26 protein-coding genes are annotated in these 26,281 nt (G+C 67.4%); 19 read left to right on the top strand and 7 right to left on the bottom strand.

What is annotated here, in order from left to right; translation table 11 throughout:
• Positions 1 to 10: 10 nt before the first annotated feature.
• Positions 11 to 1,192: a histidine kinase gene (locus DFO47_RS18965; RefSeq protein WP_109044970.1), complete on the bottom strand. Its 1,182-nt coding sequence runs from the start codon at positions 1,190 to 1,192 to the stop codon at positions 11 to 13.
• A gap of 207 nt (positions 1,193 to 1,399) precedes the next feature.
• Between DFO47_RS18965 and DFO47_RS18960 the strand changes: the two genes are divergently transcribed.
• Both DFO47_RS18960 and DFO47_RS18955 read left to right on the top strand, forming a co-directional pair.
• The gene (locus tag DFO47_RS18960; protein ID WP_018763439.1) at positions 1,400 to 1,780 is read left to right on the top strand and encodes a DUF485 domain-containing protein; all 381 of its coding nucleotides are present in this window, start codon (positions 1,400 to 1,402) and stop codon (positions 1,778 to 1,780) included.
• A complete protein-coding gene (locus DFO47_RS18955) occupies positions 1,777 to 3,393 on the top strand; it encodes a sodium/solute symporter (protein ID WP_018763440.1) in 1,617 nt (538 codons plus the stop codon). The genes DFO47_RS18960 and DFO47_RS18955 overlap by 4 nt, the downstream gene beginning before the upstream one ends.
• Positions 3,394 to 3,502: 109 nt before the next feature.
• On the opposite strand, the gene DFO47_RS18950 is transcribed toward DFO47_RS18955, so the two are convergent.
• From DFO47_RS18950 to DFO47_RS18935, 4 genes are all read right to left on the bottom strand, one after another.
• Positions 3,503 to 4,147 carry a hypothetical protein gene (locus DFO47_RS18950; protein WP_133832623.1) on the bottom strand — a complete coding sequence of 215 codons (645 nt, stop codon included), beginning with the start codon at positions 4,145 to 4,147 and terminating at the stop codon, positions 3,503 to 3,505.
• Between the two features lie 2 nt (positions 4,148 to 4,149).
• Positions 4,150 to 4,554, bottom strand: coding sequence for a DUF4383 domain-containing protein (locus tag DFO47_RS18945; RefSeq protein ID WP_109044941.1), 405 nt, complete (start codon positions 4,552 to 4,554; stop codon positions 4,150 to 4,152).
• A gap of 171 nt (positions 4,555 to 4,725) precedes the next feature.
• Positions 4,726 to 5,271, bottom strand: coding sequence for a hypothetical protein (locus tag DFO47_RS18940; protein WP_240617723.1), 546 nt, complete (start codon positions 5,269 to 5,271; stop codon positions 4,726 to 4,728).
• A gap of 123 nt (positions 5,272 to 5,394) precedes the next feature.
• Positions 5,395 to 5,868: an Lrp/AsnC family transcriptional regulator gene (locus DFO47_RS18935; RefSeq protein ID WP_026265061.1), complete on the bottom strand. Its 474-nt coding sequence runs from the start codon at positions 5,866 to 5,868 to the stop codon at positions 5,395 to 5,397.
• A 193-nt stretch (positions 5,869 to 6,061) separates the two neighbouring features.
• Between DFO47_RS18935 and pdhA the strand changes: the two genes are divergently transcribed.
• From pdhA to DFO47_RS18920, 3 genes are read left to right on the top strand one after another with little or no spacing between them, the layout of a single operon-like run.
• Positions 6,062 to 7,231, top strand: coding sequence for a pyruvate dehydrogenase (acetyl-transferring) E1 component subunit alpha (gene pdhA, locus DFO47_RS18930; RefSeq protein WP_133832622.1), 1,170 nt, complete (start codon positions 6,062 to 6,064; stop codon positions 7,229 to 7,231).
• The gene (locus DFO47_RS18925) at positions 7,231 to 8,241 is read left to right on the top strand and encodes an alpha-ketoacid dehydrogenase subunit beta (RefSeq protein WP_133832621.1); all 1,011 of its coding nucleotides are present in this window, start codon (positions 7,231 to 7,233) and stop codon (positions 8,239 to 8,241) included. The genes pdhA and DFO47_RS18925 overlap by 1 nt, the downstream gene beginning before the upstream one ends.
• Positions 8,242 to 8,249: 8 nt before the next feature.
• The gene (locus tag DFO47_RS18920) at positions 8,250 to 9,677 is read left to right on the top strand and encodes a dihydrolipoamide acetyltransferase family protein (protein ID WP_243835544.1); all 1,428 of its coding nucleotides are present in this window, start codon (positions 8,250 to 8,252) and stop codon (positions 9,675 to 9,677) included.
• On the opposite strand, the gene DFO47_RS18915 is transcribed toward DFO47_RS18920, so the two are convergent.
• Positions 9,674 to 10,354, bottom strand: coding sequence for a TetR/AcrR family transcriptional regulator (locus DFO47_RS18915; protein ID WP_018763448.1), 681 nt, complete (start codon positions 10,352 to 10,354; stop codon positions 9,674 to 9,676). The two genes, DFO47_RS18920 and DFO47_RS18915, sit on opposite strands and share 4 nt — an antisense overlap.
• Positions 10,355 to 10,499: 145 nt before the next feature.
• Here DFO47_RS18915 and DFO47_RS18910 point away from each other — a divergent pair, with 145 nt between their 5' ends.
• Genes DFO47_RS18910 through DFO47_RS18880 form a run of 7 tightly spaced genes read left to right on the top strand, consistent with a single transcriptional unit; the run spans position 10,500 to position 18,482 of the window.
• On the top strand, positions 10,500 to 12,107 hold the full coding sequence (locus DFO47_RS18910) for a carboxyl transferase domain-containing protein (protein WP_133832618.1): 1,608 nt from the start codon (positions 10,500 to 10,502) through the stop codon (positions 12,105 to 12,107).
• Positions 12,108 to 12,114: 7 nt separating this feature from the next.
• The gene (locus DFO47_RS18905) at positions 12,115 to 14,286 is read left to right on the top strand and encodes a biotin carboxylase N-terminal domain-containing protein (RefSeq protein ID WP_133832617.1); all 2,172 of its coding nucleotides are present in this window, start codon (positions 12,115 to 12,117) and stop codon (positions 14,284 to 14,286) included.
• Between the two features lie 2 nt (positions 14,287 to 14,288).
• Entirely contained in the window at positions 14,289 to 15,452 is a 1,164-nt protein-coding gene (locus DFO47_RS18900) for an acyl-CoA dehydrogenase family protein (protein WP_133832616.1), read from the top strand.
• 48 nt (positions 15,453 to 15,500) lie between these two features.
• The gene (locus tag DFO47_RS18895) at positions 15,501 to 16,307 is read left to right on the top strand and encodes a CoA transferase subunit A (protein ID WP_133832615.1); all 807 of its coding nucleotides are present in this window, start codon (positions 15,501 to 15,503) and stop codon (positions 16,305 to 16,307) included.
• A 2-nt stretch (positions 16,308 to 16,309) separates the two neighbouring features.
• Positions 16,310 to 17,083 carry a CoA transferase subunit B gene (locus DFO47_RS18890; protein WP_133832654.1) on the top strand — a complete coding sequence of 258 codons (774 nt, stop codon included), beginning with the start codon at positions 16,310 to 16,312 and terminating at the stop codon, positions 17,081 to 17,083.
• Positions 17,080 to 17,646, top strand: a complete 567-nt coding sequence (locus DFO47_RS18885) for a MaoC family dehydratase (protein WP_243835542.1) — start codon at positions 17,080 to 17,082, stop codon at positions 17,644 to 17,646. Before DFO47_RS18890 ends, DFO47_RS18885 begins: the two co-directional genes overlap by 4 nt.
• On the top strand, positions 17,643 to 18,482 hold the full coding sequence (locus tag DFO47_RS18880) for a CoA ester lyase (RefSeq protein ID WP_109044931.1): 840 nt from the start codon (positions 17,643 to 17,645) through the stop codon (positions 18,480 to 18,482). The genes DFO47_RS18885 and DFO47_RS18880 overlap by 4 nt, the downstream gene beginning before the upstream one ends.
• On the opposite strand, the gene DFO47_RS18875 is transcribed toward DFO47_RS18880, so the two are convergent.
• Complete coding sequence (locus tag DFO47_RS18875; RefSeq protein ID WP_133832614.1) at positions 18,479 to 19,945, bottom strand: lipase maturation factor family protein; 1,467 nt, start codon at positions 19,943 to 19,945, stop codon at positions 18,479 to 18,481. The two genes, DFO47_RS18880 and DFO47_RS18875, sit on opposite strands and share 4 nt — an antisense overlap.
• Positions 19,946 to 20,018: 73 nt before the next feature.
• Between DFO47_RS18875 and dxr the strand changes: the two genes are divergently transcribed.
• The 7 genes from dxr (at position 20,019) to DFO47_RS18840 (ending at position 26,264) form a co-directional block, all read left to right on the top strand.
• On the top strand, positions 20,019 to 21,203 hold the full coding sequence (gene dxr / locus DFO47_RS18870; RefSeq protein ID WP_133832613.1) for a 1-deoxy-D-xylulose-5-phosphate reductoisomerase: 1,185 nt from the start codon (positions 20,019 to 20,021) through the stop codon (positions 21,201 to 21,203).
• Between the two features lie 17 nt (positions 21,204 to 21,220).
• The gene (locus DFO47_RS18865; protein ID WP_133832612.1) at positions 21,221 to 22,549 is read left to right on the top strand and encodes a site-2 protease family protein; all 1,329 of its coding nucleotides are present in this window, start codon (positions 21,221 to 21,223) and stop codon (positions 22,547 to 22,549) included.
• Between the two features lie 79 nt (positions 22,550 to 22,628).
• Entirely contained in the window at positions 22,629 to 23,366 is a 738-nt protein-coding gene (locus DFO47_RS18860; RefSeq protein ID WP_026265062.1) for a hypothetical protein, read from the top strand.
• Positions 23,363 to 23,845, top strand: coding sequence for a hypothetical protein (locus tag DFO47_RS18855; protein ID WP_133832611.1), 483 nt, complete (start codon positions 23,363 to 23,365; stop codon positions 23,843 to 23,845). Before DFO47_RS18860 ends, DFO47_RS18855 begins: the two co-directional genes overlap by 4 nt.
• Positions 23,846 to 23,916: 71 nt before the next feature.
• Positions 23,917 to 24,210, top strand: coding sequence for a YciI family protein (locus tag DFO47_RS18850; RefSeq protein WP_018763461.1), 294 nt, complete (start codon positions 23,917 to 23,919; stop codon positions 24,208 to 24,210).
• A gap of 34 nt (positions 24,211 to 24,244) precedes the next feature.
• On the top strand, positions 24,245 to 25,411 hold the full coding sequence (ispG, locus tag DFO47_RS18845) for a flavodoxin-dependent (E)-4-hydroxy-3-methylbut-2-enyl-diphosphate synthase (RefSeq protein ID WP_018763462.1): 1,167 nt from the start codon (positions 24,245 to 24,247) through the stop codon (positions 25,409 to 25,411).
• Positions 25,374 to 26,264 carry a DUF4081 domain-containing GNAT family N-acetyltransferase gene (locus DFO47_RS18840; RefSeq protein ID WP_133832652.1) on the top strand — a complete coding sequence of 297 codons (891 nt, stop codon included), beginning with the start codon at positions 25,374 to 25,376 and terminating at the stop codon, positions 26,262 to 26,264. The genes ispG and DFO47_RS18840 overlap by 38 nt, the downstream gene beginning before the upstream one ends.
• Positions 26,265 to 26,281: the final 17 nt, after the last annotated feature.

The raw sequence follows: 26,281 nt of genomic DNA, 5'->3' as shown, positions 1-26,281 counted from the left end.
GGGAGCCGCCTCACGCGTCATGGCCGGGCTGGGACTTGGGTACGCGCATGGTGATCAGGGTTCCCTCGCCCGGCGCCGTTTCCACCACCAGCCCGTGGTCGTTGCCGTAAACCTGCCGGAGCCGGGCATCCACGTTCCGCAGCCCCACGTGGTCCCCGTCGGTGTGGCCTGCCAGCACGGACCGGAGCTGTTCCGGATCCATCCCCACGCCGTCGTCCTCGATGGTGACTTCGGCGAAGGCGCCGGCGTCCTCTGCGGTGATGGTGATGTGTCCGGGCCCCGCCTTGGCCTCAAGGCCGTGCCGGACGGCATTCTCCACCAGCGGCTGCAGGCTCAGGAAGGGGATGACGGTGCTGAGGACCTCGGGGGCTACGCGCAGGCTGACCTGGACGCGTTCGCCAAACCGGGCCCGTTCCAGCAACAGGTAGCGGTCGATGCAGCGGAGTTCCTCTGCAAGGGTGGTGAAGTCGCCGTGCCGCCGGAACGAGTACCGGGTGAAGTCGGCAAACTCCACCACGAGCTCCCTGGCCCGCTCGGGATCCGTGTTGATGAACGAGGCGATGGCGTTCAGCGAGTTGTAGATGAAGTGCGGGCTGATCTGCGCTCGAAGCGCCCGCACTTCCGCCTCCATCAACAGCGTGCGGGATGCGTCCAGCTCCGCGAGTTCCACCTGCACCGCAACCCAGTCGGCCACTTCCCCCGTTGCACGGACGAGGCCCGCGCCGGCCGTGGGGGCGAACGCCGCCACCGCACCCACCACGCGGGTGCCGGCCCGCACCGGGGCGATAACTGCGGCCAGGGGCCCGCCGGTTCCCTCCGCGCCTGCAGGAAGCACGGCCGCCCGGCCTGATTCCATGGCGCCGGCGGCGAGCTGCATCAGCCGCGCCCGGATTTCCTCAGCGCCGCCATCCCAGGCCAGGACGCCGGACGTGTCGGTTATGGCCAATGCGTCGCAGCCCAGCAGGGAACGAAGCTGGCGGGCGGCCTTCGCGGCTCCTGACGGGTTCAGCCCGCGGCGCAGGTGCTGGCCTGCCTGGGAGGCGGCGTGCAGCGTGCGGTAGGTGGCCCGCTCGGCGTCCGTGCCCAGCTCCCTGAAGGAACGGAGCACCTTCAGGCCCACGCCGACGACGACGGCAATGGCCATGGCGATCAGCGCCACTGCCGCGGCGGTCAGGAGGGGGGAGTCCGGCATGGTGCCCAGCGTAGCGGCGGGTGCCGTTTGCCGCAGCATCGCAGCCGTTGAGCGACCCCGCGCCGCGTAGTTCTGGAATACCGCGCCGGACAGGCCGCAGAGTGATTGCAGTCACATCTGCGGTTTCCCTGGCAGAGTTCCCGGGCAGTTTCCTGCCGCGGGCCCTGCCGCCCGGTGTGTACCCGCATGACTCAATGAGGAGGAACGATGGGTAACGAGGCCCATACTCCGGACGCAGCGGCGTCCGTGGACTTCGAGCAAGTCCAGTCGACCGGGCAGTTCCAGGAACTGCGCAGGCGTCACCGCAGCTTTGTCTTCCCCATGGCAGTGGCCTTCCTGCTGTGGTATTTCGCTTACGTCCTCCTGGCCGATTACGCGGTGGACTTCATGTCCACCAAGGTTTGGGGCAACATCAACGTCGGCCTGATCCTGGGGCTGCTCCAGTTCGTCTCGACCTTCGCCATCACCGGCTGGTACGTGCACTACTCCAACCGGAAACTGGACCCGATCGCCACCGAAATCAGGAATGAGATCGAGGGGCACGAATTCGACAAGGACGGACACCGAGTGGGCGGAGCCAACAAATGATCGCAATCCCAGCCGCCGTGGATGTTGCCGCGCTCAAAGACACCACCCTCTTGAACATGGGCATCTTCGGCCTGTTCGTGGCCGTGACCATGGTGATCGTGTTCCGTGCCAGCCGGAACAACAAGACCGCCGCCGACTACTACGCCGCCGGCCGGTCCTTCACCGGCTCGCAGAACGGCACCGCCATCGCCGGGGACTACCTGTCGGCGGCATCCTTCCTGGGCATCACCGGCGCCATCGCCATCAACGGCTATGACGGCTTCATGTACTCCATCGGCTTCCTCGTGGCGTGGCTCGTGGCGCTGCTCCTGGTGGCCGAACTGCTGCGGAACACCGGCAAATTCACCATGGCGGACGTCCTGTCCTTCCGGCTGAAGCAGCGCCCGGTCCGGATAGCGGCGGCCATCTCCACCCTTGCCGTCTGCTTCTTCTACCTGCTGGCCCAGATGGCCGGTGCGGGAAGCCTGATCTCCCTCCTGCTGGGCATCAGTGACTGGGGCGGACAGGCGCTGGTAATCATCGTCGTCGGCGCCCTCATGATCATGTACGTCCTGATCGGCGGCATGAAGGGCACCACGTGGGTGCAGATCATCAAAGCCATGCTGCTGATCGCCGGCGCCGCCGTCATGACGCTGTGGGTCCTGGCCATCTACGGCTTCAACCTCTCCGCCCTCCTGGGCGGCGCCGTGGAAACCGCCAACAACCCGGCCGTCCTGAACCCCGGCCTGCAGTACGGCAAGACGGAAACCTCGAAGCTGGACTTCATGTCCCTGGGCCTGGCCCTGGTCCTGGGCACGGCAGCCCTGCCGCACGTGCTGATGCGCTTCTACACCGTGCCCACGGCCAAGGAGGCCCGGAAATCCGTGGTGTGGTCCATCTGGCTGATCGGCCTGTTCTACCTCTTCACCCTGGTGCTCGGCTACGGCGCCGCAGCCCTGGTGGGCGCGGACACCATCAAGAGCGCCCCCGGCGGCGTCAACGCGGCCGCCCCGCTGCTGGCCTTCCACCTGGGCGGCCCGCTGCTGCTCGGCTTCATCTCCGCGGTAGCGTTCGCCACCATCCTGGCCGTGGTGGCCGGGCTGACCATCACCGCCGCCGCTTCCTTCGCGCACGACATCTACGCCAACGTCATCGCCAAGGGCAAGGCCGACGCCGCCACGGAAGTCCGGGTGGCCCGGCGCACCGTGGTGGTGATCGGCATCCTGGCCATCCTGGGCGGCATCTTCGCCAACGGCCAGAACGTGGCCTTCCTGGTGGCCCTGGCCTTCGCCGTCGCCGCGTCCGCCAACCTGCCCACCATCATCTACTCGCTGTTCTGGCGGAAGTTCACCACCCAGGGCGCGGTGTGGAGCATGTACGGCGGCCTGGCGTCGGCGATCCTGCTCATCGTTTTCTCCCCGGTTGTTTCCGGTGCCAAGACCTCGATGATCCCGGGCGCCAACTTCGCCCTCTTCCCGCTCAGCAACCCCGGCATCGTGTCCATCCCGCTGGCGTTCCTGCTGGGCTGGCTGGGCACCACGCTGGACAAGCGGCGCGAGGACCCGGCCAAGCAGGCCGAAATGGAAGTGCGCTCGCTGACGGGCATCGGGGCTGAAAAGGCGGTGGACCACTAACTGACGCCGGGCAGCCCGGAACACGGAAGAGCCTCCATGCCGCTGGTGCGGTGTGGAGGCTCTTTTGTTGTGCGGCGGTGCAGCCGTGGGCGGCTTTCGCCGTTGCGTTTCATCGTTGATGGTGGCCGGCCGGGGCCAGGTTTCCGTGTTCTCCGTGCGGGACGGCGTACTGGCCCGCCGTTGACGCAGCGAGTCCCGGCGTCGCTATTCCCGCCACCAGCACGGCGCCGGCGAAGGCTGCCGCAAGCAGCCGTCCGGGCCGGACCGATCCCGCCGTACCGCTGCCTGCCCGCGGCCCGCCTTCCCGGCGTGCTTCCGCCCGCCCGAGCCAGCCAAGAGACGCAATGATCATCAGCGTCAGCAGCAGGGCGGAGAGCTGCGTGAGGTTGAGCCCGGACGTCCGCGGAGCGGCGAAGGCGATGGCCGCCACATGGACTGCTGCGGCGCCTCCCAAGGCATACCGCACCCGGCGGCCGCCCGCCGGAGGCTCCTTGGCCAGGAACACGATGGCTCCCGCCAGCAGGGCCGTGCCCCACAGCGCGGCTGCTGCACCGAGAAGCCCAAGAGGTTGCGCGGGCCCGGCTGCCGCGGCGAAGAAGCTGGACGCAATCGCCAGGTTGACCGATCCCGCACCGAACCCGGCGAATCCGGTAACAAGCCGGACCGCCGCGACAGCGTCAGACATCGGCCGGGCGGGGGCGGCAGCAGCCCCCGGAACCGCCGGGCCGGAAGCGGCAAAACCGGATGCCGCCATGGCTATGCCCGGGCAGCGGCCGGGGACTTGTCCAGGGACAAGCCAACGCCCAGGAGCAGGACGGCGCTGGCGAGGTGCAGGACGTTGTCGGCACCGTTCAGGGCGATAATGTTCAGCGGCGAGTCCAGCAGGAACAAGCCCACGATGCCCACCAGGAGGTAAACGGCCCCCACGCTGGCGTTGAGGGTGCGCGCGGTGTCCGTCCCGCGGAGCCCGGCGAACAGCAGGGCCGCGCCAATGGCCAGGTGGATGACGTTGTGGAGCGGGTTGACCTCGAAGATGATCAGGTTCGCGCCTTCGGTGGCGACGAATCCGACGCCGGACGTGACGGCAAAGCCGAGGAGGCCCACCAGCAGGTAGACGGCTCCGAAAACGGTGGCGACGAGACGGTTGGGTGAGTTGCGCATGGGACGAATCCTTCCTAGGGCGGGGACAGTTCCCCGAACGCCGGGCCCGGACGGACCCTCGGAAGCAGTTCGCATCACTGCAGGAGAAGGATGGGTGAAAAGATCAGTACCCTTTGTACTGCGCGGCTGCCGGGGCGGCACCGGCCCGCCCGCAATCGCGCGGCGGAGCGGTCAGGCAGCGGGCCGGAGCTTGATGTTGGTCATCTTGAGGTCGTTGGTGCCCTCGAAGCGGTAGGCGAGGTCGACCTTCTTGCCGTTACAGCTGATCTGGCCCGCCACGTCGGCTGATTTCAGGCCGTTTTCGGTGGCCACCTTGAGGTCGGTGTAGGCGGGCTTGCAGGAGTCATCCAGTTCCAGGCTTTTCACCCCGGCGATGAACGCCTCCTTGGAAAGCTGCTGCTGGAGCGCGGGGTCAAGGTAGTTGTCATATGCGGTGGTCACCTCGCCCGCGATCACCTTCTTGGTGAAGTCGTCGGCGAGGCCCCTGGCCTGGTTGGTGGCACTGTTCACCACGTTCACCAGGATCACGACGCCGAGGATCACCAACAGCAGCACCCCGCCGATGCCGCCGAGCACGATCCACAGTTTCCGCCGGCTGCGCACCCGCGGACGTTCCCCGGGCAGGCCGAACGGGGCCGGCTGCGCAGGCATCGGGGGCAGTTGCTGCGGCGACGGGTCCGCGTGTCCGTGCCGGTACGAATCCTGGGGACTGCTCAAGGGGGAGCCTTTCGGGGACGGGTGCGGTGGCACCGGCGGATTGCCCGGGCCCATCCCGGCCCGGCGCGTAACTGGAACCAGCCTATAACCCCGGCCTCCGGCGTCGTGCCTCCCGTGGTGCAGCTACCCTCCCTCCGAGCCCCGTTCCAGGAGGGGCTGCACCCGGAAGGGGATCAGCTCGCCCATGGCCAGGGCCGTGTCCGCCCGCTCCACGCCGTCGCAGGCCAGGATCTTGCCGTTGATCCGGAACAGGTCCTCGGCGTCCTTGGCCACCACGCGCAGCAGCAGGTCTGCCGACCCCGTGAGCCCGTACCCCTCCAGGATCTCGGGGATCGCCGCGATCTCCTCCGCCAGCCGCCCAAGTTTCTGCTGCTGGACGTGCACGGAGATGAAGGCCATCAGCGGGTACCCCAGCGCCACTGGATTAATACGCCGTTCGAAGGACAGGAAGACGTGCTTCTTTTCCAGCTGTGCCATCCGCGCCTGGACGGTGTTCCGGGACAGGCCGAGCTTTTGCGCCAGTGCCACCACGGTCCGGCGCGGGTCCTGCGACAGCGCCGACAGCAGGCGGGTGTCAGTGCCATCCAAAGCTTGCATAATGCGCAACGCTAGCACGGTGGCAGCACGGCGGACAGGGCATTCTGCTCAGAAACAGCCGTGGTGGTTGTACCCCCTGAGCATTGTGAGTAGGGTCACAGTATCTGGGGCAATGGCGCCCGGAAGGCCGGTGGAGGCTGGAGCCAAAAGCCCGAAAACCACAGGTCAACGACGTACGAAGGTTGCGGCAATCGTGTCTACAGACGAAACGGGCCATGGCGGTGCAATCACCCCCGACAACGCAGGGGAATCCACCGCGTCCGGGCAGGAACTCCTCCAGTTGATCACCCCGGAAGGCGAGCGGATCAGCCACCCGGAGTTCGATTTTTGGGTCAAGGACATCACCGACGAGCAGTTGTGTTCGCTGTTCGAGGACATGACGGTCATCCGGCGGATCGATGTTGAAGCCACCGCCCTGCAAAGGCAGGGAGAGCTGGCGCTCTGGCCGCCGCTGCTGGGGCAGGAGGCGTCCCAGATCGGTTCGGGACGCGCCATGCGGGCGGACGACTTTGTCTTCTCCAGCTACCGCGAGAACGGCGTGGCCTACTGCCGGGGAGTGGACCTGACAGATCTGCTCCGGGTCTGGCGCGGCAACGCCTCCGGCGGCTGGGACCCCTACAGCATCAACATGGCAACGCCGCAGATCATCATTGGCGCCCAAACCCTCCATGCCACCGGCTATGCCATGGGCATCCAGAACGACGGCGCCGATGCCGTGGCAGTTACCTACTTCGGCGACGGCGCCACCAGCGAAGGCGACGTCAACGAGGCCATGGTGTTCGCCGCCAGCTTCCAGGCCCCCGTGGTGTTCTTCTGCACCAACAACCACTGGGCCATCTCCGAGCCCGTACGGCTGCAGTCGCACATCCACCTTGCGGAGCGGGCCACAGGCTTCGGCATCCCCAGCCTGCGGGTGGACGGCAATGACGTCCTGGCTGTCATGGCAGGCACCCGGCTTGCACTGGACCGGGCGCGGCGCGGCGGCGGCCCCACCTTCATCGAAGCCGTCACCTACCGGATGGGACCGCACACCACCGCCGATGATCCCACCCGCTACCGGGACGCCAACGAACTGGAGGACTGGGCGGCAAAGGACCCCGTCTCCCGGCTGGCATCGCTCCTGGACCGGAAGGGCCTCCTGACCGCGGAGCTGCAGGAGCAGGTCCGGCGCAAGGCCGATTCCGTGGCAGCGGAAATGCGCCGCGGTTGCACCACCATGCCGGATCCCCAGCCGATGGACGTCTTCAAGCACGTCTACAGCACCCCCAACTCCTGGCTTGAACGCCAGCAGGACCATTACGCCCGCTACCTGGCCTCATTCGGCGACCCCGCAGGAGCAGTTTCAGAGGAAGGTGCACGCTGATGACCCAGTTGACCTTTGCCCGCGCCATAAACGCCGGCCTGCGGAAGTCGCTGGAAAGCGACTCCAAGGTGGTCCTCCTCGGCGAGGACATCGGTGCCCTCGGCGGCGTGTTCCGGGTAACCGACGGCCTGCAAAAAGACTTCGGCACCCACCGGGTGGTGGACACGCCGCTGGCCGAATCCGCCATCGTGGGGACTGCCGTCGGCCTGGCCTACCGCGGCTACCGCCCTGTGGTGGAGATCCAGTTCGACGGATTCATCTATCCGGCGTTCGACCAGATTGTCAGCCAGGTGGCGAAGCTGCATTACCGCACACGCGGCGCGGTGAAGATGCCCATCACCATCAGGGTTCCCTTCGGCGGCGGGATCGGCTCGCCGGAGCACCACTCCGAGTCCCCGGAAGCGTACTTCACACACACCTCCGGGCTGCGCGTGGTGGCCGTTTCCAACCCCCAGGACGCGTACACCGTGATCCAGCAGGCCATTTCCTGCGACGATCCCGTCCTGTATTTCGAACCCAAGCGCCGCTACCACGACAAAGGCGAGGTGGACGAGTCGGCCGCCCTTTCTTCCGCCCTGCCCATGGACAAGGCCCGCGTGCTGACCGAGGGCACCGACGCCACCCTGGTGGCCTACGGACCCCTGGTCAAGACCGCACTGGACGCGGCCACGGCCGCAGTCGAGGAGGGAATCTCCCTCGAAGTCATCGACCTGCGCTCGCTGGCCCCGGTGGACTACGACGCCGTGGTCGCCTCCGTGCGCAAGACCGGGCGCCTGGTGGTCACGCACGAAGCCGGACAGTCCGGCGGCCTCGGAGCGGAAGTGGCCGCCAGCATCACCGAGCGGTGTTTCTACCACCTCGAAGCTGCTCCGGTCCGGGTCACCGGGTTCGACATTCCGTACCCGTACTCCAAGCTGGAAATGCACCACCTGCCGGGCCTGGACCGTATCCTCGACGGCGTGGACCGCGCCTTGGGCCGCCCGAATTCCCTGAGCGGGCTGGAAGGATGAGCGCCACCATGATCAAGGAATTCCGTCTCCCTGACCTGGGCGAAGGGCTCACAGAGTCAGAAATCCTCAGCTGGAAAGTGGACGTTGGGGACACCGTCAGCCTGAACCAGGTCATTGCCGAGGTGGAGACAGCCAAAGCCGTGGTGGAGCTTCCCTCTCCGTATGCCGGGGTTATCAAGGAGCTCCACGAGCAGCCCGGGTCCGTGGTTGAGGTGGGCAAACCCATTGTCTCGTTCGAGGTGCCGGACGACGCCGGAACGGCACCTTCGGGCCCGTCCGGCACGTTGACGGCGGAGCCGGGGGAGCGCGGCGCGGAAACGCAGAAACGGGAACCGAACCTGGTGGGCTACGGCGCCGTCGTCGAAGGCTCCGGCCGGCCGGCCCGCCGGCCCCGGAACTTCGCCGCCCCGGTGGTTGGCGCGGTCAAAACCGAGCCGGTCAAAATCGAGCCGCTCAAAACTGAGCCGGTTAAAACCGCGCCGGTCCAAACCGGGCCTTCGGTGGTTGAGCCTGCCGAAACTAGGCCTGCTGACACTGCAACCGCCGAGCGGCCACGGTCCACACCACCGGTGCGCAAGCTGGCCAGGGACCTGGGGGTGGACCTGGCACGGGTTCCCGGCACCGGGCCTGGCGGGTTGATCACCAGGGAAGACGTCCGGGGATTTGCCGGACACGGCGAAGAAGCTGTCCCGCCCCTGGCGGAGCCGGTGGCCCGCTCAGGCAGCCGGTTGGGGGAGCGGGAAACCCGGACTCCCATCAAGGGCGTCCGCAAATACACCGCGGCCGCCATGGTGCAGAGTGCCTTCACCGCCCCGCATGCCACCGAATTCCTCACCGTGGACGTGACGCCAAGCCTTGAACTGCTGGCCAGGCTCAAGAACAGCAGGGAGTTCGCCGGCTTCAAGCTCACCCCGCTGACGCTCGCGGCCAAGGCAGTCCTCGTCGCCCTCCGCAGGAATCCGGCGCTGAATTCGCACTGGGATGAGGAACACCAGGAAATTGTCACCTACAACTACGTCAACCTTGGCATCGCGGCGGCCACGCCCCGGGGACTCACCGTTCCCAACATCAAGGATGCGGACACCATGCAACTTCCGCAGCTCGCCCAGGCGTTGACGGCGCTCGCGGAAACGGCCCGCGCCGGCAAGACCACGCCTGCCGAGCTGTCCGGGGGCACCATTTCCATCACCAACATCGGCGTTTTTGGCATCGACGCCGGTACCCCCATCCTCAATCCCGGTGAAGCGGCCATCCTGGGGCTGGGCGCCGTCCGGACCCTGCCGTGGGAATACCGGGGCGAGGTGGCCCTGCGCCAAGTGATCACCTTGAGCCTGTCCTTCGACCACCGGCTGGTGGACGGCGAACAAGGCTCCCGGTTCCTGGCCGACGTCGGCACCATCCTGGCCGAGCCGGGAATGGTGCTCACCATGGTCTAGCGGGAGGGCGGGGCGTCCCCTGCACTGTCCGCCAGCAGCGCTGCCAGTGCCATGCGCTCAAGCAGGGGGCGGGCCACGCCTGCCGCCATCCGCCGGCCATGGCTGCGGACGGAGTGCGGAGTGGAGTTGATGAGGCCGAAGGTGGCGTGCGCCCGCATGCGGAGTTCGGCAGCGTCCGTCCCGGGGTGGACTCCGGCGAGGACGTCCACCCATAACTCCACGTAGCTGCGCTGCAGGGAGCGCACCGCGGACTGGTCCTGCTCGGAGAGGTTGCTGAGGTCCCGGTCCTGGACGCGGATCACGTCGGGCTTGCCGAGCGCAAAATCCACCTGGAACTCCACCAGCCGGCGCAGGGCGGCTGCCGGGTCGGCGCTGTCTTCCACCACCTGGCGTCCGCCGTCCAGCAGTTCCTGGCTCACGGTCACCAGGAGGTCGGCGAGGACTGCCTGCTTGCCCGGGAAATGGCGGTACACCGCGGGGCCGCTCACGCCCGCGGCCGCACCAAGGTCTTCGAGCGACACCCGGTTGAACCCGTTCAGTGCGAACAGTGAAGCCGCCGCGGTGAGCAGGGCCTGCCGCCGGTTCTCCTTCGCCTTGCCGCGCTGTGTGGTGGGAGCCGGGTGCGGCGTGGTGCCTGGCTGCGCGGCGTTGCTGGACTGTGTTCCCGTGCTTGGCACTTTTCCTCCTCGGACCGACGCAGATTCTACCAACACCGCCATGTGTTGGACATCACAGTTAATCGAGACTAACCTGAATTTCAGTTATTAGTCACTAACCGAGTTGGCCTGGAGCCGGCCCGGTCCAGACAGGAACGGATCGTCAATGGAGACCCTGGCCAGCAGGCTCGACCCCGCAAGCGAGTCCTTCCGCGCCAACCGGGAAGCGCAACTGGCTCTCGCCGGCGACCTCCGGAAGAGGCTGGCGGACGCGGCCCTCGGCGGCCCACAGAAATCGCGGGAGAGGCACGTGGCCCGGGGGAAGCTGCTGCCACGGCACCGGATCGACCAGTTGCTGGATGACGGCAGCCCGTTCCTGGAAATCGCGCCGCTGGCTGCCAACGGGATGTACGGCGACGACGCACCGGGCGCCGGGGTCATCGCCGGGATCGGACTGGTGCACGGGCGGCAGGTGCTGGTGATCTCCAACGATGCCACCGTCAAAGGCGGCACCTACTACCCGATGACGGTGAAGAAGCACCTGCGTGCCCAGGAGATAGCCCTCGAAAACGGACTGCCCTGCATCTACCTGGTGGATTCGGGCGGGGCGTTCCTTCCCAAGCAGGATGAGGTCTTTCCGGACAAGGACCATTTTGGCCGCATCTTCTACAACCAGGCCAGGCTCTCCGCCGCGAAGATACCGCAGATCGCCGCCGTCATGGGGTCATGCACCGCCGGCGGTGCCTACGTCCCCGCCATGAGCGACGAGACAGTCATTGTCAGGAACCAAGGCACGATCTTCCTGGGCGGCCCGCCCCTGGTGAAGGCCGCCATCGGGGAGATCGTGACTGCGGAGGAACTCGGCGGTGGAGACGTGCACGCACGCATCTCCGGGGTGACCGACCACCTGGCCGAAAATGACGAGCACGCCCTGCAGATCATCCGGGATATCGTTGCCACCCTCCCACCGCCCGCCGCGCCCGCCTGGCAGGTGGAGCCCGTCGTCGAACCCGCCGTGGACCCTGTCGGAATCTACGGCGCCGTGCCCACGGACGTCAACGCCCCCTACGACGTCCACGAAGTCATCGCCCGGCTGGTGGACGGCAGCAGGTTCCACGAGTTCAAACGGGAATACGGCACCACCCTTGTCACGGGATTCGCCCGGATCTGCGGACACCCCGTGGGAATCGTGGCAAACAACGGCGTGCTCTTCAGCGAATCGTCGCTCAAGGGCGCCCATTTCATCGAACTCTGCGACCAGCGCGGCATCCCCCTGCTGTTCCTGCAGAACATCTCCGGCTTCATGGTGGGCAAGGACGCCGAGCAGGGCGGCATCGCCAAGAACGGCGCCAAGATGGTGACCGCCGTAGCCACCGCCCGCGTTCCCAAGCTGACGGTGGTTATCGGCGGCTCCTTTGGCGCCGGCAACTATTCGATGTGCGGCCGGGCCTATTCGCCGCGGTTCCTCTGGATGTGGCCCGCCGCCCGGATCTCCGTCATGGGCGGCAACCAGGCCGCCAGCGTCCTGGCCACCGTGAAACGCGACCAGTACGAGGCGGCCGGCGAAGAATGGCCGGCAAGCGACGAAGAGGCGTTCAAAGCACCCATCCGCCGCCAGTACGAGGACCAAGGCAGCCCCTACTACTCCACGGCCAGGCTCTGGGACGATGCCGTGATCGACCCCGCAGACACCCGCACCGTCCTGGGACTGGCGCTCGACGTCGTATCCCGCACCCCCTTGCCGGAGACCTCCTTCGGCCTCTTCCGGATGTGAGCCCTCAATGACCATGCAAACCCGAACAGATCCAGCCCCCGGCGGCACGTCCACCCCACGCCTTTTCGGCACGGTCCTGGTGGCAAACCGCGGTGAAATCGCCTGCCGGGTCATCCGGACCCTGCGCCGCCTGGGCATCCGGTCGGTGGCCGTCTACAGCGATGCCGACGCCGGCGCCCGCCACGTCCGCGAAGCTGACGCGGCCGTGCGCATCGGCCCGGCAGCCGCCGTCGACAGCTACCTGAGCGCGGACGCCATCATTGAGGCGTGCCGGCAATCGGGCGCCGAGGCCGTCCACCCGGGGTACGGCTTCCTCAGCGAGAACGTGGACTTCGCCCGCGCCTTGGAGAAATCCGGCATCACGTTCATCGGACCCGGCGTGGAGGCCCTGAACGTCATGGGGGACAAGATCCGGGCCAAGAACCACGTGGCCGGCTACGGCGTGCCCGTGGTACCTGGCATCGCCGAGCCCGGCATGACCGACAGCGAACTGGTGGAGGCAGCCGGCGGGGTCGGCTTTCCGCTCCTGATCAAGCCCTCCGCCGGCGGCGGCGGCAAGGGGATGCACGCCGTCGAAAAACCGGAGGACCTGGCCGCCGCCCTGGCAACGGCCCGGCGCGTGGCCGCCGCCGCGTTCGGCGACGACACCCTGTTCCTGGAACGCCTGGTGACCACCCCACGGCACATCGAAGTGCAGGTGCTGGCGGACAGCCACGGCAACGTCATCCACCTGGGCGAGCGGGAATGCTCGTTGCAGCGGCGTCACCAGAAAGTCATCGAGGAGGCGCCGTCGCCGCTGCTGGAGGGCCTTCCGGACGGGGCGGCCATTCGGGCACGGATCGGCGAGGCGGCCTGCAATGCAGCCCGCAGCGTGAACTACCGGGGCGCCGGAACCGTGGAATTCCTGGTTTCCGACGACGCACCGGACGAGTTCTTCTTCATGGAGATGAACACCAGGCTGCAGGTGGAGCACCCGGTGACCGAAATGGTCACCGGCACCGACCTCGTGGAATGGCAGGTAAGGATCGCCGCCGGTGCCGAACTGACGCTCCGGCAGGCCGACGTCGAACTTTCCGGCCATGCCGTGGAAGCGCGCGTGTACGCCGAGGTGCCGGAGAAGAATTTCCTCCCCTCCACCGGGACCGTGCTGGTGCTGGACGAACTGCCATCCCCGGCCGGGGGCCGGGTCCGGGTGGACTCCTCCCTGCTGGAGGGCCTGGAACTCCCGGCCCACTATGACCCCATGATTTCCAAGGTCATCGCGTGGGGCGAAGACCGCGGTGCCGCGCTGGCGACCCTTGATGAGGCCCTGGCCCGCTACACCGCCTTGGGCATCGACACCAATGTGGAGTACCTGCGGCTCCTGCTGAACGACTCCGACGTCAAGGCCGGCCACCTGGACACCGGCCTGATCGAACGCAAGCTGCCCGGCATGGAATTCCGGAAGGCCGGTGACGCCGAACTGGTGGCCGCGGCGCTGTACGCGCTCTCCCTGGAGGACCACAACACTGCCCCGGGGAGCGGACCGTGGCGGGCCCACAACGGCTGGCGGCTCGGAACGCCGGCACCGCGCCGGATCAGCCTGGGAACGGCCGACGACGGCGTGGCCACGGTTGAGGTCACCGGAAGTCCCGCCGTGGCTGCCGCCGTGACGGCAGCCGTTGACGGGCGAAAGCAGGAGCGCGCCGGACTGTCCCTCGAGGACCCGCGGCGGGCCGTCCTCCGGCTCGGCGACGACACCCAAATTTACGCGGTGTACGCAAGCCCCGGCCGGCCCACACGGCTCTTCCTGGGCAGTGATGGCTGGTCCTGCCGGCTTGAGGTCCTGACCCGGGAGGCACGGCTGGACCGGGTGCTGGCCGCCATTCAACGCGAAGAAGGCTCAGCGGACCCCGAGGTGCGCTCGCCAATGCCGGGAACCGTGGTGGCCGTCCCGGTCACCGACGGCGACGCGGTCCAGGCCGGGGAGGTCCTGGTGTCCGTGGAGGCCATGAAGATGGAGCACCACCTCGTTGCGCCGCTGGCCGGCACCGTGCACCTCAGCGCCCGCACCGGCGACCTCGTGAAGGCCGACCAGGTCCTGGCCACCGTGCACCCCCACCCTGCAGACGCGGAACCAGCGCCCGCAGATATCGACACAGACACAGACACAGCCACCAGCCAAGGCGAAGGAGCCTGACCATGACCGGATTCGAACTCAGCGAGGAATACCAGGACCTCAGCGACACCGTCCGCGACTTCGCGGACAACGTGGTGGCCCCTGTCTCCGCCAAACACGATGAGGAACACAGCTTCCCGTATGACGTGGTGAAACAGATGGCCGAAATGGGCCTGTTCGGGCTGCCCTTCCCGGAGGAATTCGGCGGCATGGGCGGCGACTACTTCGCGCTCGCCCTGGCCTTGGAACAACTCGGCCGGGTGGACCAGTCGGTGGCCATCACGCTGGAGGCCGGCGTTTCCCTGGGTGCCATGCCGGTGTACCGCTTTGGAACCGACGCCCAGAAGCAGGAATGGCTGCCCATGCTGGCGTCCGGCCAGGCGCTCGCAGGCTTCGGCCTCACCGAACCCGAGGCCGGCTCTGACGCCGGCGGTACCAAGACCCACGCCCGGCGGGAGGACGGTCACTGGGTGATCAACGGCAACAAGGAGTTCATCACCAACTCGGGAACCGACATCACCCGCCTGGTTACCGTCACCGCCGTCACCGGGCAGCAGGAACGCCCCGACGGCAGCATCAAGAAGGACATCTCCACCATCCTGGTGCCCACCGGCACCCCGGGCTTCAAGGCGGAAAAGCCCTACAACAAGGTGGGCTGGAATGCCTCCGACACCCACCCGCTGACCCTGAAGGATGTCCGGGTCCCGGAAGAAAACTTGTTGGGAACCGAGGGCCGCGGCTACGCGAATTTCCTGTCCATCCTGGACGAGGGCCGGATTGCCATCGCCGCCCTGGCCACCGGCGCCGCCCAAGGCTGCGTTGACCAGTCCGTCAAATACGCCCGCGAGCGCCGCGCTTTCGGCCACGAAATCGGCAAGTACCAGGCCATCTCCTTCAAGATCGCGCGGATGGAAGCGCGGGCCCACACGGCCCGCCTGGCCTACTACGATGCGGCCGCCAGGATGCTGGCCGGCAAGCCGTTCAAGACCCAGGCGGCCATCGCTAAGATGGTCGCAGGCGAGGCGGCCATGGACAACGCGCGGGATGCCACCCAGGTATTTGGCGGCTATGGCTTCATCAACGAGTTCACCGTGGCACGCCACTACCGCGACTCCAAGATCCTTGAAGTGGGGGAGGGCACCACGGAAGTCCAGCTGATGCTGATCGCCCGTGAACTGGGACTGTAAGCACCTGCGCCAGCAGTACGGATCGCAGCCGGCCTGAAAGGATCATTGATGATTGACAAGGTTGTAGCCAGCGCCGACGCCGCCGTGGCGGACATCCCGGACGGGGCGTCCCTGGCGGTTGGCGGGTTCGGGCTGTGCGGAATCCCGGTGGCCCTGATCGACGCCCTGCACCGCGCCGGCACTACTGGCCTGGAAACGGTCAGCAATAACTGCGGCGTGGATGACTGGGGCTTGGGTATCCTGCTCCGCGACGGCCGCATCCGCCGCACCATCAGCTCCTACGTGGGGGAGAACAAGGAGTTCGCCCGCCAGTACCTTGCCGGTGAGCTCGAGGTGGTGTTGACACCGCAGGGCACCCTGGCCGAGAAGCTGCGCGCCGGCGGCGCCGGCATCCCCGCGTTCTACACCAAGGCGGGGGTGGGGACCCAGGTGTCCGACGGCGGTCTGCCGCAGAAGTACGACGCCGACGGCGGCATTGCCATCGCCTCCGCGGCCAAGGAAGTGCGCTCCTTCGGGGGAGTGGACTACGTCCTGGAAGAATCCCTCACCCCCGACTACGGGCTGGTGCACGCCTGGAAAGGTGACTGGCACGGCAACCTGGTCTTCCATGCCACGGCCATGAACTTCAACCCGCTCTGCGCCATGGCCGGACGCATCACCATCGCCGAGGTGGAGGAACTCGTCGAACCCGGCGAACTGGACCCCGAACACATCCACACCCCCGGGATCTTCGTCCAGCGGGTGGTCCTGGCGGCCGGCGGGGAAAAGCGCATCGAAAAGCGGACGGTGGCCCTGGCGGCCCCGGCCGCGGCGGGCGGAAGCCCCGCCGGCAGTGACCAGCAGGCAGGAGCATGACCATGGATCCCAACAGCCCCGAGGCGCCCCGCCCGGAAGCGGTCCGTCCGGAATACCGGCGCGGCGGCGGGCACCAACCCGGGCCCGGCGGAGCCGCCGCCGCAGCAGGCAGCAAAGGCTGGACGCGGAACGAACTGGCCGCCAGGGTTGCCCGGGAACTCCGCAACGGCCAGTACGTCAACCTGGGCATCGGCATGCCCACCCTGATACCCAACTACATCCCGGCCGGGGTGGAAGTGGTGCTGCACTCGGAGAACGGGATCCTGGGCGTCGGCCCCTACCCGGCGGAGGACGCGGTGGATCCGGACCTGATCAATGCCGGCAAGGAGACCGTGACGGTAAACCGGGGTGCGGCGTTCTTCGACTCGGCAACGTCGTTTGGCATGATCCGCGGCGGCCACGTGGACCTCGCCGTCCTGGGCGCGATGGAAGTGGCCGCCAACGGAGACCTCGCCAACTGGATGGTCCCGGGAAAGATGGTCAAGGGAATGGGCGGCGCCATGGACCTGGTGTTTGGCGCCAAGCGCGTGATCGTGATGATGGAGCACGTGGACCGGAACGGCAATCCCAAGATCGTCCGGGAGTGCTCGCTCCCGCTGACCGGCAAAGGCTGCGTGGACCGGATCATCACCGACCTCGCCGTGATCGACGTCGTCCGGGACGGCGGCCCCTCCCGGCTGGTGCTGCGCGAGCTGGCCCCCAACGTTTCCGTCGAAGACGTGGTGGCCGCCACCGGTGCGGAATTGTACGAAGAAGACCAGGAACTCACCGTATGACCGGCACCAACCCCACTGATGGAGTTCCGGCCGGCCCAACGGCCGGAGGGGGCGGCAGGCGCGTCATCGAGCAGCGCGGGCTCTACTTCGACGAGCTGGAGGAGGGCGTGCTGTATGCCCACCGGCCCGGACGCACCGTGACGGAAACGGACAACGTCCTCTTCACCACCCTCACCATGAACACGCAGGCGCTGCACCTGGACGCGGCCTGGAGCGCGGGGCAGCCCTTTGGCCAGCGGCTGATGAACTCGATGTTCACGCTCGCCACCATGGTGGGGCAGTCCGTCACCCAGTTGACCCAGGGGACCATCATCGCCCAGCTCGGGCTGACCGATGTCTCCTTCCCGCACCCGCTCTACCACGGGGACACGCTCTACACCGAGACCGTGATCACCGGCAAGCGGCTTTCGGCCTCCCGGCCCGGCCAGGGCATCGTCACCATGGAGCACACCGGGCGCAACCAGGACGGAGCCGTGGTGGCACGGGCCACCAGAAGCTGCCTCATGTGGACCCGGGGCGCCCACCAGGACCAGCCCGGCGCACAGGGGAGAATGCCCGTATGACATTTGTGATGGGCCCGGCCCTGCTCTTTTGCCCCGCCGACCGCCCCGAGCGCTACCTGAAAGCCGCAGCGCGGGCGGACGCCGTGATCCTGGACCTCGAGGACGCCGTGGCGCCACCGGACAAGCAGCGGGCGCGCGGGGCAATCCTGGCCCAGGCGGGCGCTGCAGGAGACGATCCCGAACTTGACCCCAGCCGGACCATCGTCCGGGTCAACCCGGTCGGCACGGACGACTTCGCGAAGGACCTGCACTGCCTGGCGCACACGCCGTACCGCACGGTGATGCTCGCCAAGGCGGAATCGGCTGAACAGCTTAAGGCGCTGGAAGGCTACCAGGTCATTGCGCTGTGCGAAACGGCCCTGGGCGTGCTGAACGCCCCCGCCATTGCGGCTGCCCCCAACGTTGTGGCCCTGATGTGGGGAGCAGAGGACCTCGTGGCCACGTTGGGCGGCACCTCCAGCAGGAAGGACGACGGCGGCTACCGGGCGGTCGCCCTGCACGCCCGCTCCTCGGTGCTGCTGGCCGCCAGGGCCTTGGGCAAGGAAGCCATCGACGCCGTGTACACCAACATCCCCGACCTCGACGGGCTGGCGGACGAAACCGCCGACGCCGTGGCCTCCGGGTTCGGCTCCAAGGCGTGTATCCATCCAGGCCAGGCTGCCGTGGTCCGCAAAGCCTACGCTCCCTCCGAGGAGGAGGTGGCCGCGGCGCGTGAACTGCTGGACGCTGCCGCGGCGGCCGGGAGCGGGGTCTTCCAACACCACGGAAAGATGATCGACGGGCCAATCCTGAAGCACGCCGAAGGCATCCTGCGCCGTGCAGGCAGGGACGCCTAGCTGCCCTTCCGTCCCGTCGGCCGGCGAAGGGACGTGGGCGGAATGGGCTCGTACAGCAGCGTCCGCACCCAGCGGTTCCCGGTCTCCCGGAGCTCCTTCCGGGTGGCGAAGCGGTAATGGAAACTTCGCACGCGCACCAGGCGCGGCGCGGCGCCGTCGAACGGGTCATGCCGGAGCAGCCGCAACACCTGCCGGTCCGCCACGAGCAGTTTGCCCAGGAAGGCATAGAACCATTCCTCGTGCACGCTCCGCAGCGGCAGGAACCACATCAGCCAGTCCAGCCGCAGGTGGTACGGAGCCCACTGCCGGGGAATGCGGCTGACATCGCCGGGTTTGCCCTTGAAGCCGTACTCGCGCCAGTCCGACGCGTCCCCGGGGTTCCCGTCCAAGGTTCCTTCAACCACGATCTCGATGCGCTGCCTGGTCACCGTGCCGAAGGCGCCGTAGGCATTGACCAGCTGCCACCGGTTGAAGCTGGCATTCATGAGCTGCCGGCGGGAGAAGAGGTTCCGCAAAGGCCAGTAGCTAAGGACCAGCAGCAGGAGGGACGCCGCCAGCGTTATGGCCAGCCACCACAGGGGAGTGGCCGGTGCTGCGCCGGCGTGCCAGTCCGCCGGGACGGCCGGGATCACGGCGTGGGCCACGGGATCGCTGACCGCGGCAAACGCCAGGATGATCGCCATCCAGTTCAGCCATGCAAAGTTGCCGCTCGCCACCAGCCACAGCTGGGTGGCCACGACGACGGCCGCCGCCACGCCCGCCACCGGCTGCGGGGCGAACAGCAGGAACGGCACCACCAGTTGGGCGATGTGGTTGCCCACCACTTCGACCCGGTGCAGCGGCTTCGGCAGCAGGTGTGCCTGCCTGCTGAGGGGGCCCGGCATGGGCTGGGTTTCATGGTGGTAGTACAAGGCCGTCAGGTCCCGCCATTCGCGGCCGCCGCGGATCTTGATCATGCCTGCCCCGAATTCCAGCCGGAACACCAGCCACACCACCAGGATCAGGATGGTCCGCGGCGGTTCCGTCTGGTCCGATCCCAGGAAGGCCACGGTGAAACCGGCCTCCAGCAGCAGCATCTCCCAGCCGAACCCGTAGAAGGTCTGCCCCACGTTCACGATGGACATGTACAAAAGCCACAGGGCAAGGAACGCCAGCAATGGAACCCAGGGCGGTCCGGCCTGGGGGAGCCCGGCGACGAGCAGCGCCGAGACCGCCAGGCCTGCGGCGCAGACACCGCGCAGCAGCCGGTCGGAATACCGCCAACGGAACAGCGTGGGCCGGGACAACCGGGAAAACGCGGCCAGGAAGTCCGGCACCGGAAGGAGGCCGCGCTCTCCGAGCAAGGCCGGGAACTGGTTCAGCGTGGACAGGAACGCAACGAAGTACAACGCTGCGACGCCCCGTTGCAGCACCTGCCGGGCAAATTCATACTCCGGCGCATCGAACCAGGTGAGCCAGTCCACGGTTTCCACGTTACGCCCGGCCGCCCGGCGGTCAAGGCGCAGCAGGCCCGGCCGCGTGCGGGATACTTAACGGATGCAGCCACGCAGAATCGTCCTCCTCGGATCCACCGGTTCCATCGGCACCCAGGCGATCGACGTCGTCGACGGCGCCCCGCACCTGTTCGAGGTGGTGGCACTCAGTGCCGGTGGCGGCAACCTTGAACTGCTGGCCCGCCAGGCGGTCCACACCGGCGCCGCCGTGGTGGGCATCGCCGCCGGTGACCCCGGCCGGCTGGAATCCCTTATCCGGGAAGCAGCAGCCGCCGCCGGCCGTCCCGGGTACCGCCCGGAAATCGCGGCCGGACCTGACGCCTCGGCCCGGATCGCCGCGGTGGAAGCGGATGTGGTCCTCAACGGCATCACCGGTTCCATTGGCCTGGCGCCCACCCTTGCGGCACTCCGCTCCGGGGCCACCCTGGCCCTGGCCAACAAGGAATCGCTGATCGTTGGCGGCAGCCTGGTCAAGGCTGCGGCCAAGGAAGGCCAGATTGTGCCCGTTGACTCGGAACACTCGGCGATCGCCCAGTGCCTGCGCGCAGGTACGGCAGCCGAGGTGGACCGGCTCATCCTGACCGCCTCGGGGGGGCCTTTCCGCGGCAGGAGCCGGGAGCAGCTGCATTCCGTCACGCCACGCGAGGCGCTGGCGCACCCCACCTGGGACATGGGGGTCATGGTCACCACCAATTCGGCCACCCTGGTCAACAAGGGACTGGAAGTCATCGAAGCCCACCTGCTGTTCGATATCCCGCTCGACCGGATCGATGTGGTGGTGCACCCGCAGTCCGTCGTCCATTCGATGGTCCAGTTCGTTGACGGCTCCACCATTGCCCAGGCCTCCCCGCCGGACATGCGGCTTCCGATTGCCCTTGGCCTGGGCTGGCCGGCCCGGGTACCCATGGCCGCGCCCGCCTGCGACTGGACCCAGGCCGCCACCTGGACCTTTGAACCCCTGGATGCTGCAGCCTTCCCGGCCGTTGACCTTGCCAAGGACGCCGCCAAGCAAGGCAGCACCTTCCCTGCTGTTTTCAATGCGGCCAACGAAGAGGCCGTTACGGCGTTCCATGCGGGCCGGATCCGGTTCACCGACATCGTCGATACCGTGGACGGGGTGCTCAGCGAACATTCAGGTTCCTCCGGGCTGACAGTGGAGTCGGTGCTGGATGCTGAAAGCTGGGCACGCGCCCGCGCCCACGAACGTTTAGCAGTCAGCAGTCTCTAGGAAGCAGCAGCACCTCCATGACCCCTGTCCTACTTTTCATCCTCGGCGTCGTCTTCGTGGCCGTCGGCATTGCCGTGTCCATCGCCCTCCACGAGGTGGGGCACCTGGTGCCGGCCAAGCTCTTCAAGGTGCGCGTCACCAAGTACATGATCGGCTTCGGGCCCACCCTCTGGTCACGCCGCAAGGGTGAAACCGAGTACGGCGTGAAAGCCGTTCCGCTGGGCGGCTACGTCTCGATGATCGGCATGTACCCGCCCAACAAGGAGGACGGCTCGGTCCGGCCCTCCAGTACCGGGATGTTCCAGACGCTGGCTACGGAAGCCCGGTCACTAGCCCACGAAGAGGTAGGACCCGGCGACCACGACCGCGTCTTCTACCGGCTGCCGGTCTGGAAAAAAGTGATCGTGATGCTGGGCGGGCCGGCCATGAACATGGTCCTCGGGGTGGTGCTGACGGCCGTCCTCCTGATGGGATTTGGCATTGCCACCGCCACCACCACCATCTCCGACGTCTCCAAATGCCAAGTGGCCGCAGGGCAAACCGTCGATCCCGACTCTGCCGACTGCCAGTTGACCCCCGCGGCAGCGGCGGGGCTCAAACCCAATGACACCATCACCTCCTTCGACGGCAAGGCCGTCACCAGCTGGGACCAGCTGACGGAGTGGATCCGCGCCTCTGCCGGCAAGGAAGTGGCCATCACCGTTCAGCGGGACGGCGCTGCCGTGTCAACCACGGTGACGCCGGTCCTGTCTTCCCGGCCCGTGATGGGCGCCGACGGGCGGCAGGTCACCGATGCTGCCGGCAACCTCCAGTACCAGGACGTCGGTTTCCTTGGCATCGGCGCGCAAACGGCGCTCGTGTCCCAGCCGGCGTCGTCCGTCCTGCCCATGGCCGGAGAGAACATCCGGCAGGTGGCCGGCGTGGTGTTCAACCTGCCCGCCCGTGTGGTGGGCGTAGCCAAGGCCGCTTTCAGCGAGGAACCCCGGGACCCCAACGGCCCCATCAGCGTGGTGGGCGTGGGCCGGGTGGCCGGCGAGGTTGCCGCCATGGAAGCTGTCCCGCTCCAGTCCCGGCTCGCCACCCTCGTGGGCCTGCTGGCTGGCCTGAACTTCGCACTGGCCGTATTCAACCTCATCCCGCTGCTGCCCCTTGACGGCGGCCATGTGGCCGGAGCCCTGTACGAAGGAGCGCGCCGCGCCGTAGCCAGGCTGCGCGGCCGGCCGGACCCGGGAGCGTTCGACATCGCGAAACTGCTGCCCGTGACCTACGTCGTGGCGGCTTTGTTGATGGGCATGAGCGCCCTATTGATCTACGCGGACATCGTCAAGCCCGTCAATCTGTTCTGACATCAGCCGATTTAGGCTGACTTTGCTAAATCAGTCAGATTTGATTGATTGTTATGAATCACCCGCCTATGGTTGATCTATGTTCGTAATGACGATCGACCAGCGTGGCAGCACGGGTGACCTGGACCGGGTCCCGGGTTTCATTGAGCAGATCGCGCGCCTCGAACCTGCCGGGGCCGGCAGGCCGGCTTTCGAGCGGTCGGTCGGCGACGAAGTCCAAGGGGTGGTGCGGGACGCTGATGCCGTCGTGGACATCGCCCTGTACGCGCTCCGCGAAGGGCACTGGTACGTCGGCATCGGCGTCGGAACCGTGACGCTGCCGGCGGGTGCCAGCCCGCGGGAAGGCACCGGTACCGCGTTCGTGGCTGCCCGGAAGGCCGTTGAGCGCGCCAAGGCCGCCGCTTCCCAAGTGCCGGTGTCAGTGGTGGCCGGCATCATGGCGGGGGAGGCGGGCGGGAATACCCCGGCCGGGGAAGGGGAGCGGACATGCGCCAAAGCCGAAGCGGTGCTCCGGCTGCTGGGCCGCCTGGTCCAAGAGCGGACGGAAGCCCAGTGGCGGGTGGTTGACGCGCTGCGGCACCTGGACGCCGGCGCGCCCGGAGCCGGCCGGCCTGGTCCGGCCCGGCACGGCAGCCAAAAGCAGGTGGCCAGGGAACTTGGAATATCGGAGCAGTCCGTGAGCCGTACCGTGCTTCGCTCCGGATGGCAGGAAGAATGGGCAGCACGGCCGGCCGCATCGCTGCTGCTTGATCTCGCCCAAGCACAGGTGGTCCCGGCCGTACAGGAAACCGGAGCCGGCGATGGAGGAGTCAAGTGACCGCAGTGTGGGTGGCCGTGGCCTTGGCGGTGGCAGGTTTCGTGGGATGGCCGGTGACGGCCTTGGTGTTCAAGCTCGCCAGGACCATTGACGACAAAACCGATGCCGCCACGACGGCAACGGACGCCGGCTCCGCTGCCCAGGACCCGTCCGCCGACGTCACGGTGGACGGCGAGCTGACGGCGCAACCCGGGCCGGCGACGTCGAACGGAACGGACGCAGCAGCGTCGGCTCCGGGCCAGCGCATCCTGCGCGGCGGCGCCATCATCGGCGTGCTGGAACGGCTCGGCGTATGCCTTGCCATCCTGGCCGGCCAGCCGGTCGCCATCGCCTACATCGTCGCGATCAAGGGCCTCGGCAGGTTCGCTGAACTCAAGGAGACCCCTGTGGCCGCGGAGCGCTTCATCATCGGAACCCTCACCTCCATGCTCTGGGCGGCAGGAATCGCAGCCACCGCCAAAGTCCTTTTCCTGCAGTAAACGTCCACCGCGTCCTCGAACCGGGACAGCCCGGATGGGTACGAAGGCAGGCATGGCGATAGGGTAGCCGTATGACAGTTTTTGCCGTTGAGTACGTTTACGCCGCCAACTCCACCGAAACCCGCAACGAGGTCCGGCCCGCGCACCGCGAATGGACAGGCGGCTTGGCGCAGGACGGTGTCATCGTGGCCAGCGGACCCTACGGCGACGGGGCCGGTGCCCTCCTGATCTTCACGGCAACAGACGAAGCTGCCCTGAACTCGATCCTTAAGCAGGACCCGTTTGCCGCGGCGGGCGTCATCGCCGGGACCCGCATCACTGAATGGTCACCGGTCACCGGCATGCTTGCCGGGCTCGCCGCGTAACCGCATCCCTACCCTTTCAACCCAAGGAGTCCACGTGACCTCGGTCAGCCTGGGAATGCCGTCAGCACCGCCGCCCGTCCTGGCACCCCGCCGCAAGACGCGCCAGATCAAAGTCGGCTCGGTAGGCGTGGGATCTGATTTCCCCATCAGCGTGCAGTCCATGACCACCACGCCCACCACGGACATCAACGCCACCCTCCAGCAGATTGCTGAGCTGACGGCGTCCGGCTGCGACATCGTGCGCGTCGCGTGCCCGTCCGCAGACGATGCCGAGGCGCTGCCCATCATCGCCCGCAAGTCCCAGATCCCGGTGATCGCAGACATCCACTTCCAGCCCAAGTATGTCTTCGCCGCCATCGAGGCCGGTTGCGCGGCAGTGCGCGTGAACCCCGGGAACATCCGGAAGTTCGATGACCAGGTCAAGGAAATCGCGGCCGCCGCGAAGGACCACGGCACCTCGATCCGGATCGGCGTCAATGCAGGCTCCTTGGAACCGGGCATCCTCAAGAAGTACGGCAAGGCCACCCCCGAAGCGCTCGTCGAGTCCGCTGTCTGGGAAGCGTCCCTTTTCGAGGAACACGGCTTCCACGACTTCAAGATCTCGGTCAAGCATAACGACCCCGTGATCATGGTGGCCGCCTACGAAATGCTCGCCGAAAAGGGCGACTGGCCGCTGCACCTCGGCGTCACCGAGGCCGGCCCCGCGTTCCAGGGGACCATCAAGTCCGCCACCGCGTTCGGGGCCCTGCTGTCCCGGGGGATCGGTGACACCATCCGGGTGTCCCTGTCCGCCCCGCCGGTGGAGGAAATCAAGGTGGGCAACCAGATCCTCCAGTCCCTCAACCTTCGTCCCCGCAAGCTGGAAATCGTCTCCTGCCCCTCCTGCGGACGGGCCCAGGTGGACGTCTACACTTTGGCCGAGCAGGTCACCGCCGGGCTGGAAGGGATGGAGATCCCGCTGCGCGTCGCTGTCATGGGCTGCGTCGTGAACGGTCCGGGCGAGGCCCGCGAAGCGGACCTCGGCGTTGCGTCCGGAAACGGCAAGGGCCAGATCTTTGTGAAGGGCGAGGTCATCAAGACTGTCCCTGAGAGCCAGATTGTTGAGACACTGATCGAAGAGGCCATGCGTATCGCGGAAGAGATGGGGGAGGCCGATGGCGAAGATGCTGTCAAGGGTAGCCCCGTGGTTAGCGTCTCGTAGGGACGATCCCGACCCTGCGGGTATTTCCGTCCGAACGCTTGACGGCCAGGACACCGCGGCGCTGACCAGTCTGGCGCAGCAGGATCCCGTTACCAACGTGTTCATCCTGGCGCATTTGCGCGCCACGGGCACCGCAGCACCCACTGCCGGAGGCGCCGGCGTTCTGGGCGTGTTCGACAACGGCGTCCTTTCCGGTGCCTGCTGGGCCGGGGCAAACCTGGTGCCGGTCCAGCTGGACCCCGCCCTTGCGTCGCTGGTAGCCGGGGCCGCGAACAGCTCCGGGCGCCGGTATGCGTCCGCCTTTGGGCCTGCGGAGGCAGTGCTGGCCCTTCATGCGGAACTCGCCCAACTGGGCCACCGTGCCCACGAAGTGCGGGCGGACCAGCCGCTGATGGTCATCGCGGAGCGGCCACGGGTCCAGCCCCACCCGGGTTTGGCCCAGGGCAACTTGGCCGACTTTGACCGTATCCTTCCGGCCTGCGCCGCCATGTTTGAGGAAGAAGTAGGATACTCGCCATACTTGGGCGGCCGGGAGTTCTACAGCCGCCGGGTGGAAGGCCTCATCCGGCAGGGCCACTCCCTGGTCCACCTGAACGAGGCACATGAAGTGGTTTTCAAGGCCGAACTGGGGGCCGTCACCGCGGACGTCACCCAGGTCCAGGGTGTGTGGATGAATCCCCGGTACCGCGGCCAGGGGCTGAGCTCCGGCTACATGTCCGCCGTGGTGGAAAGAGCGCAGAAGATCGCGCCCGTGACCAGCCTGTACGTCAACGGCTTCAACACCAAGGCCCGGTCCACGTACGAACGTGTCGGCTTCCGGCAGGTGGGTACGTTCGCTACAGTTCTTTTCTAGCGGCGTCCGCCGGAGGA

This window comes from Arthrobacter sp. AG258 (genome assembly GCF_004364695.1).
In the GTDB taxonomy this organism is placed as follows: Bacteria; Actinomycetota; Actinomycetes; order Actinomycetales; family Micrococcaceae; genus Arthrobacter.
The sequence above is the reverse complement of the archived record's forward strand: the minus strand, read 5'-3'. Positions and strand labels throughout refer to the sequence as shown.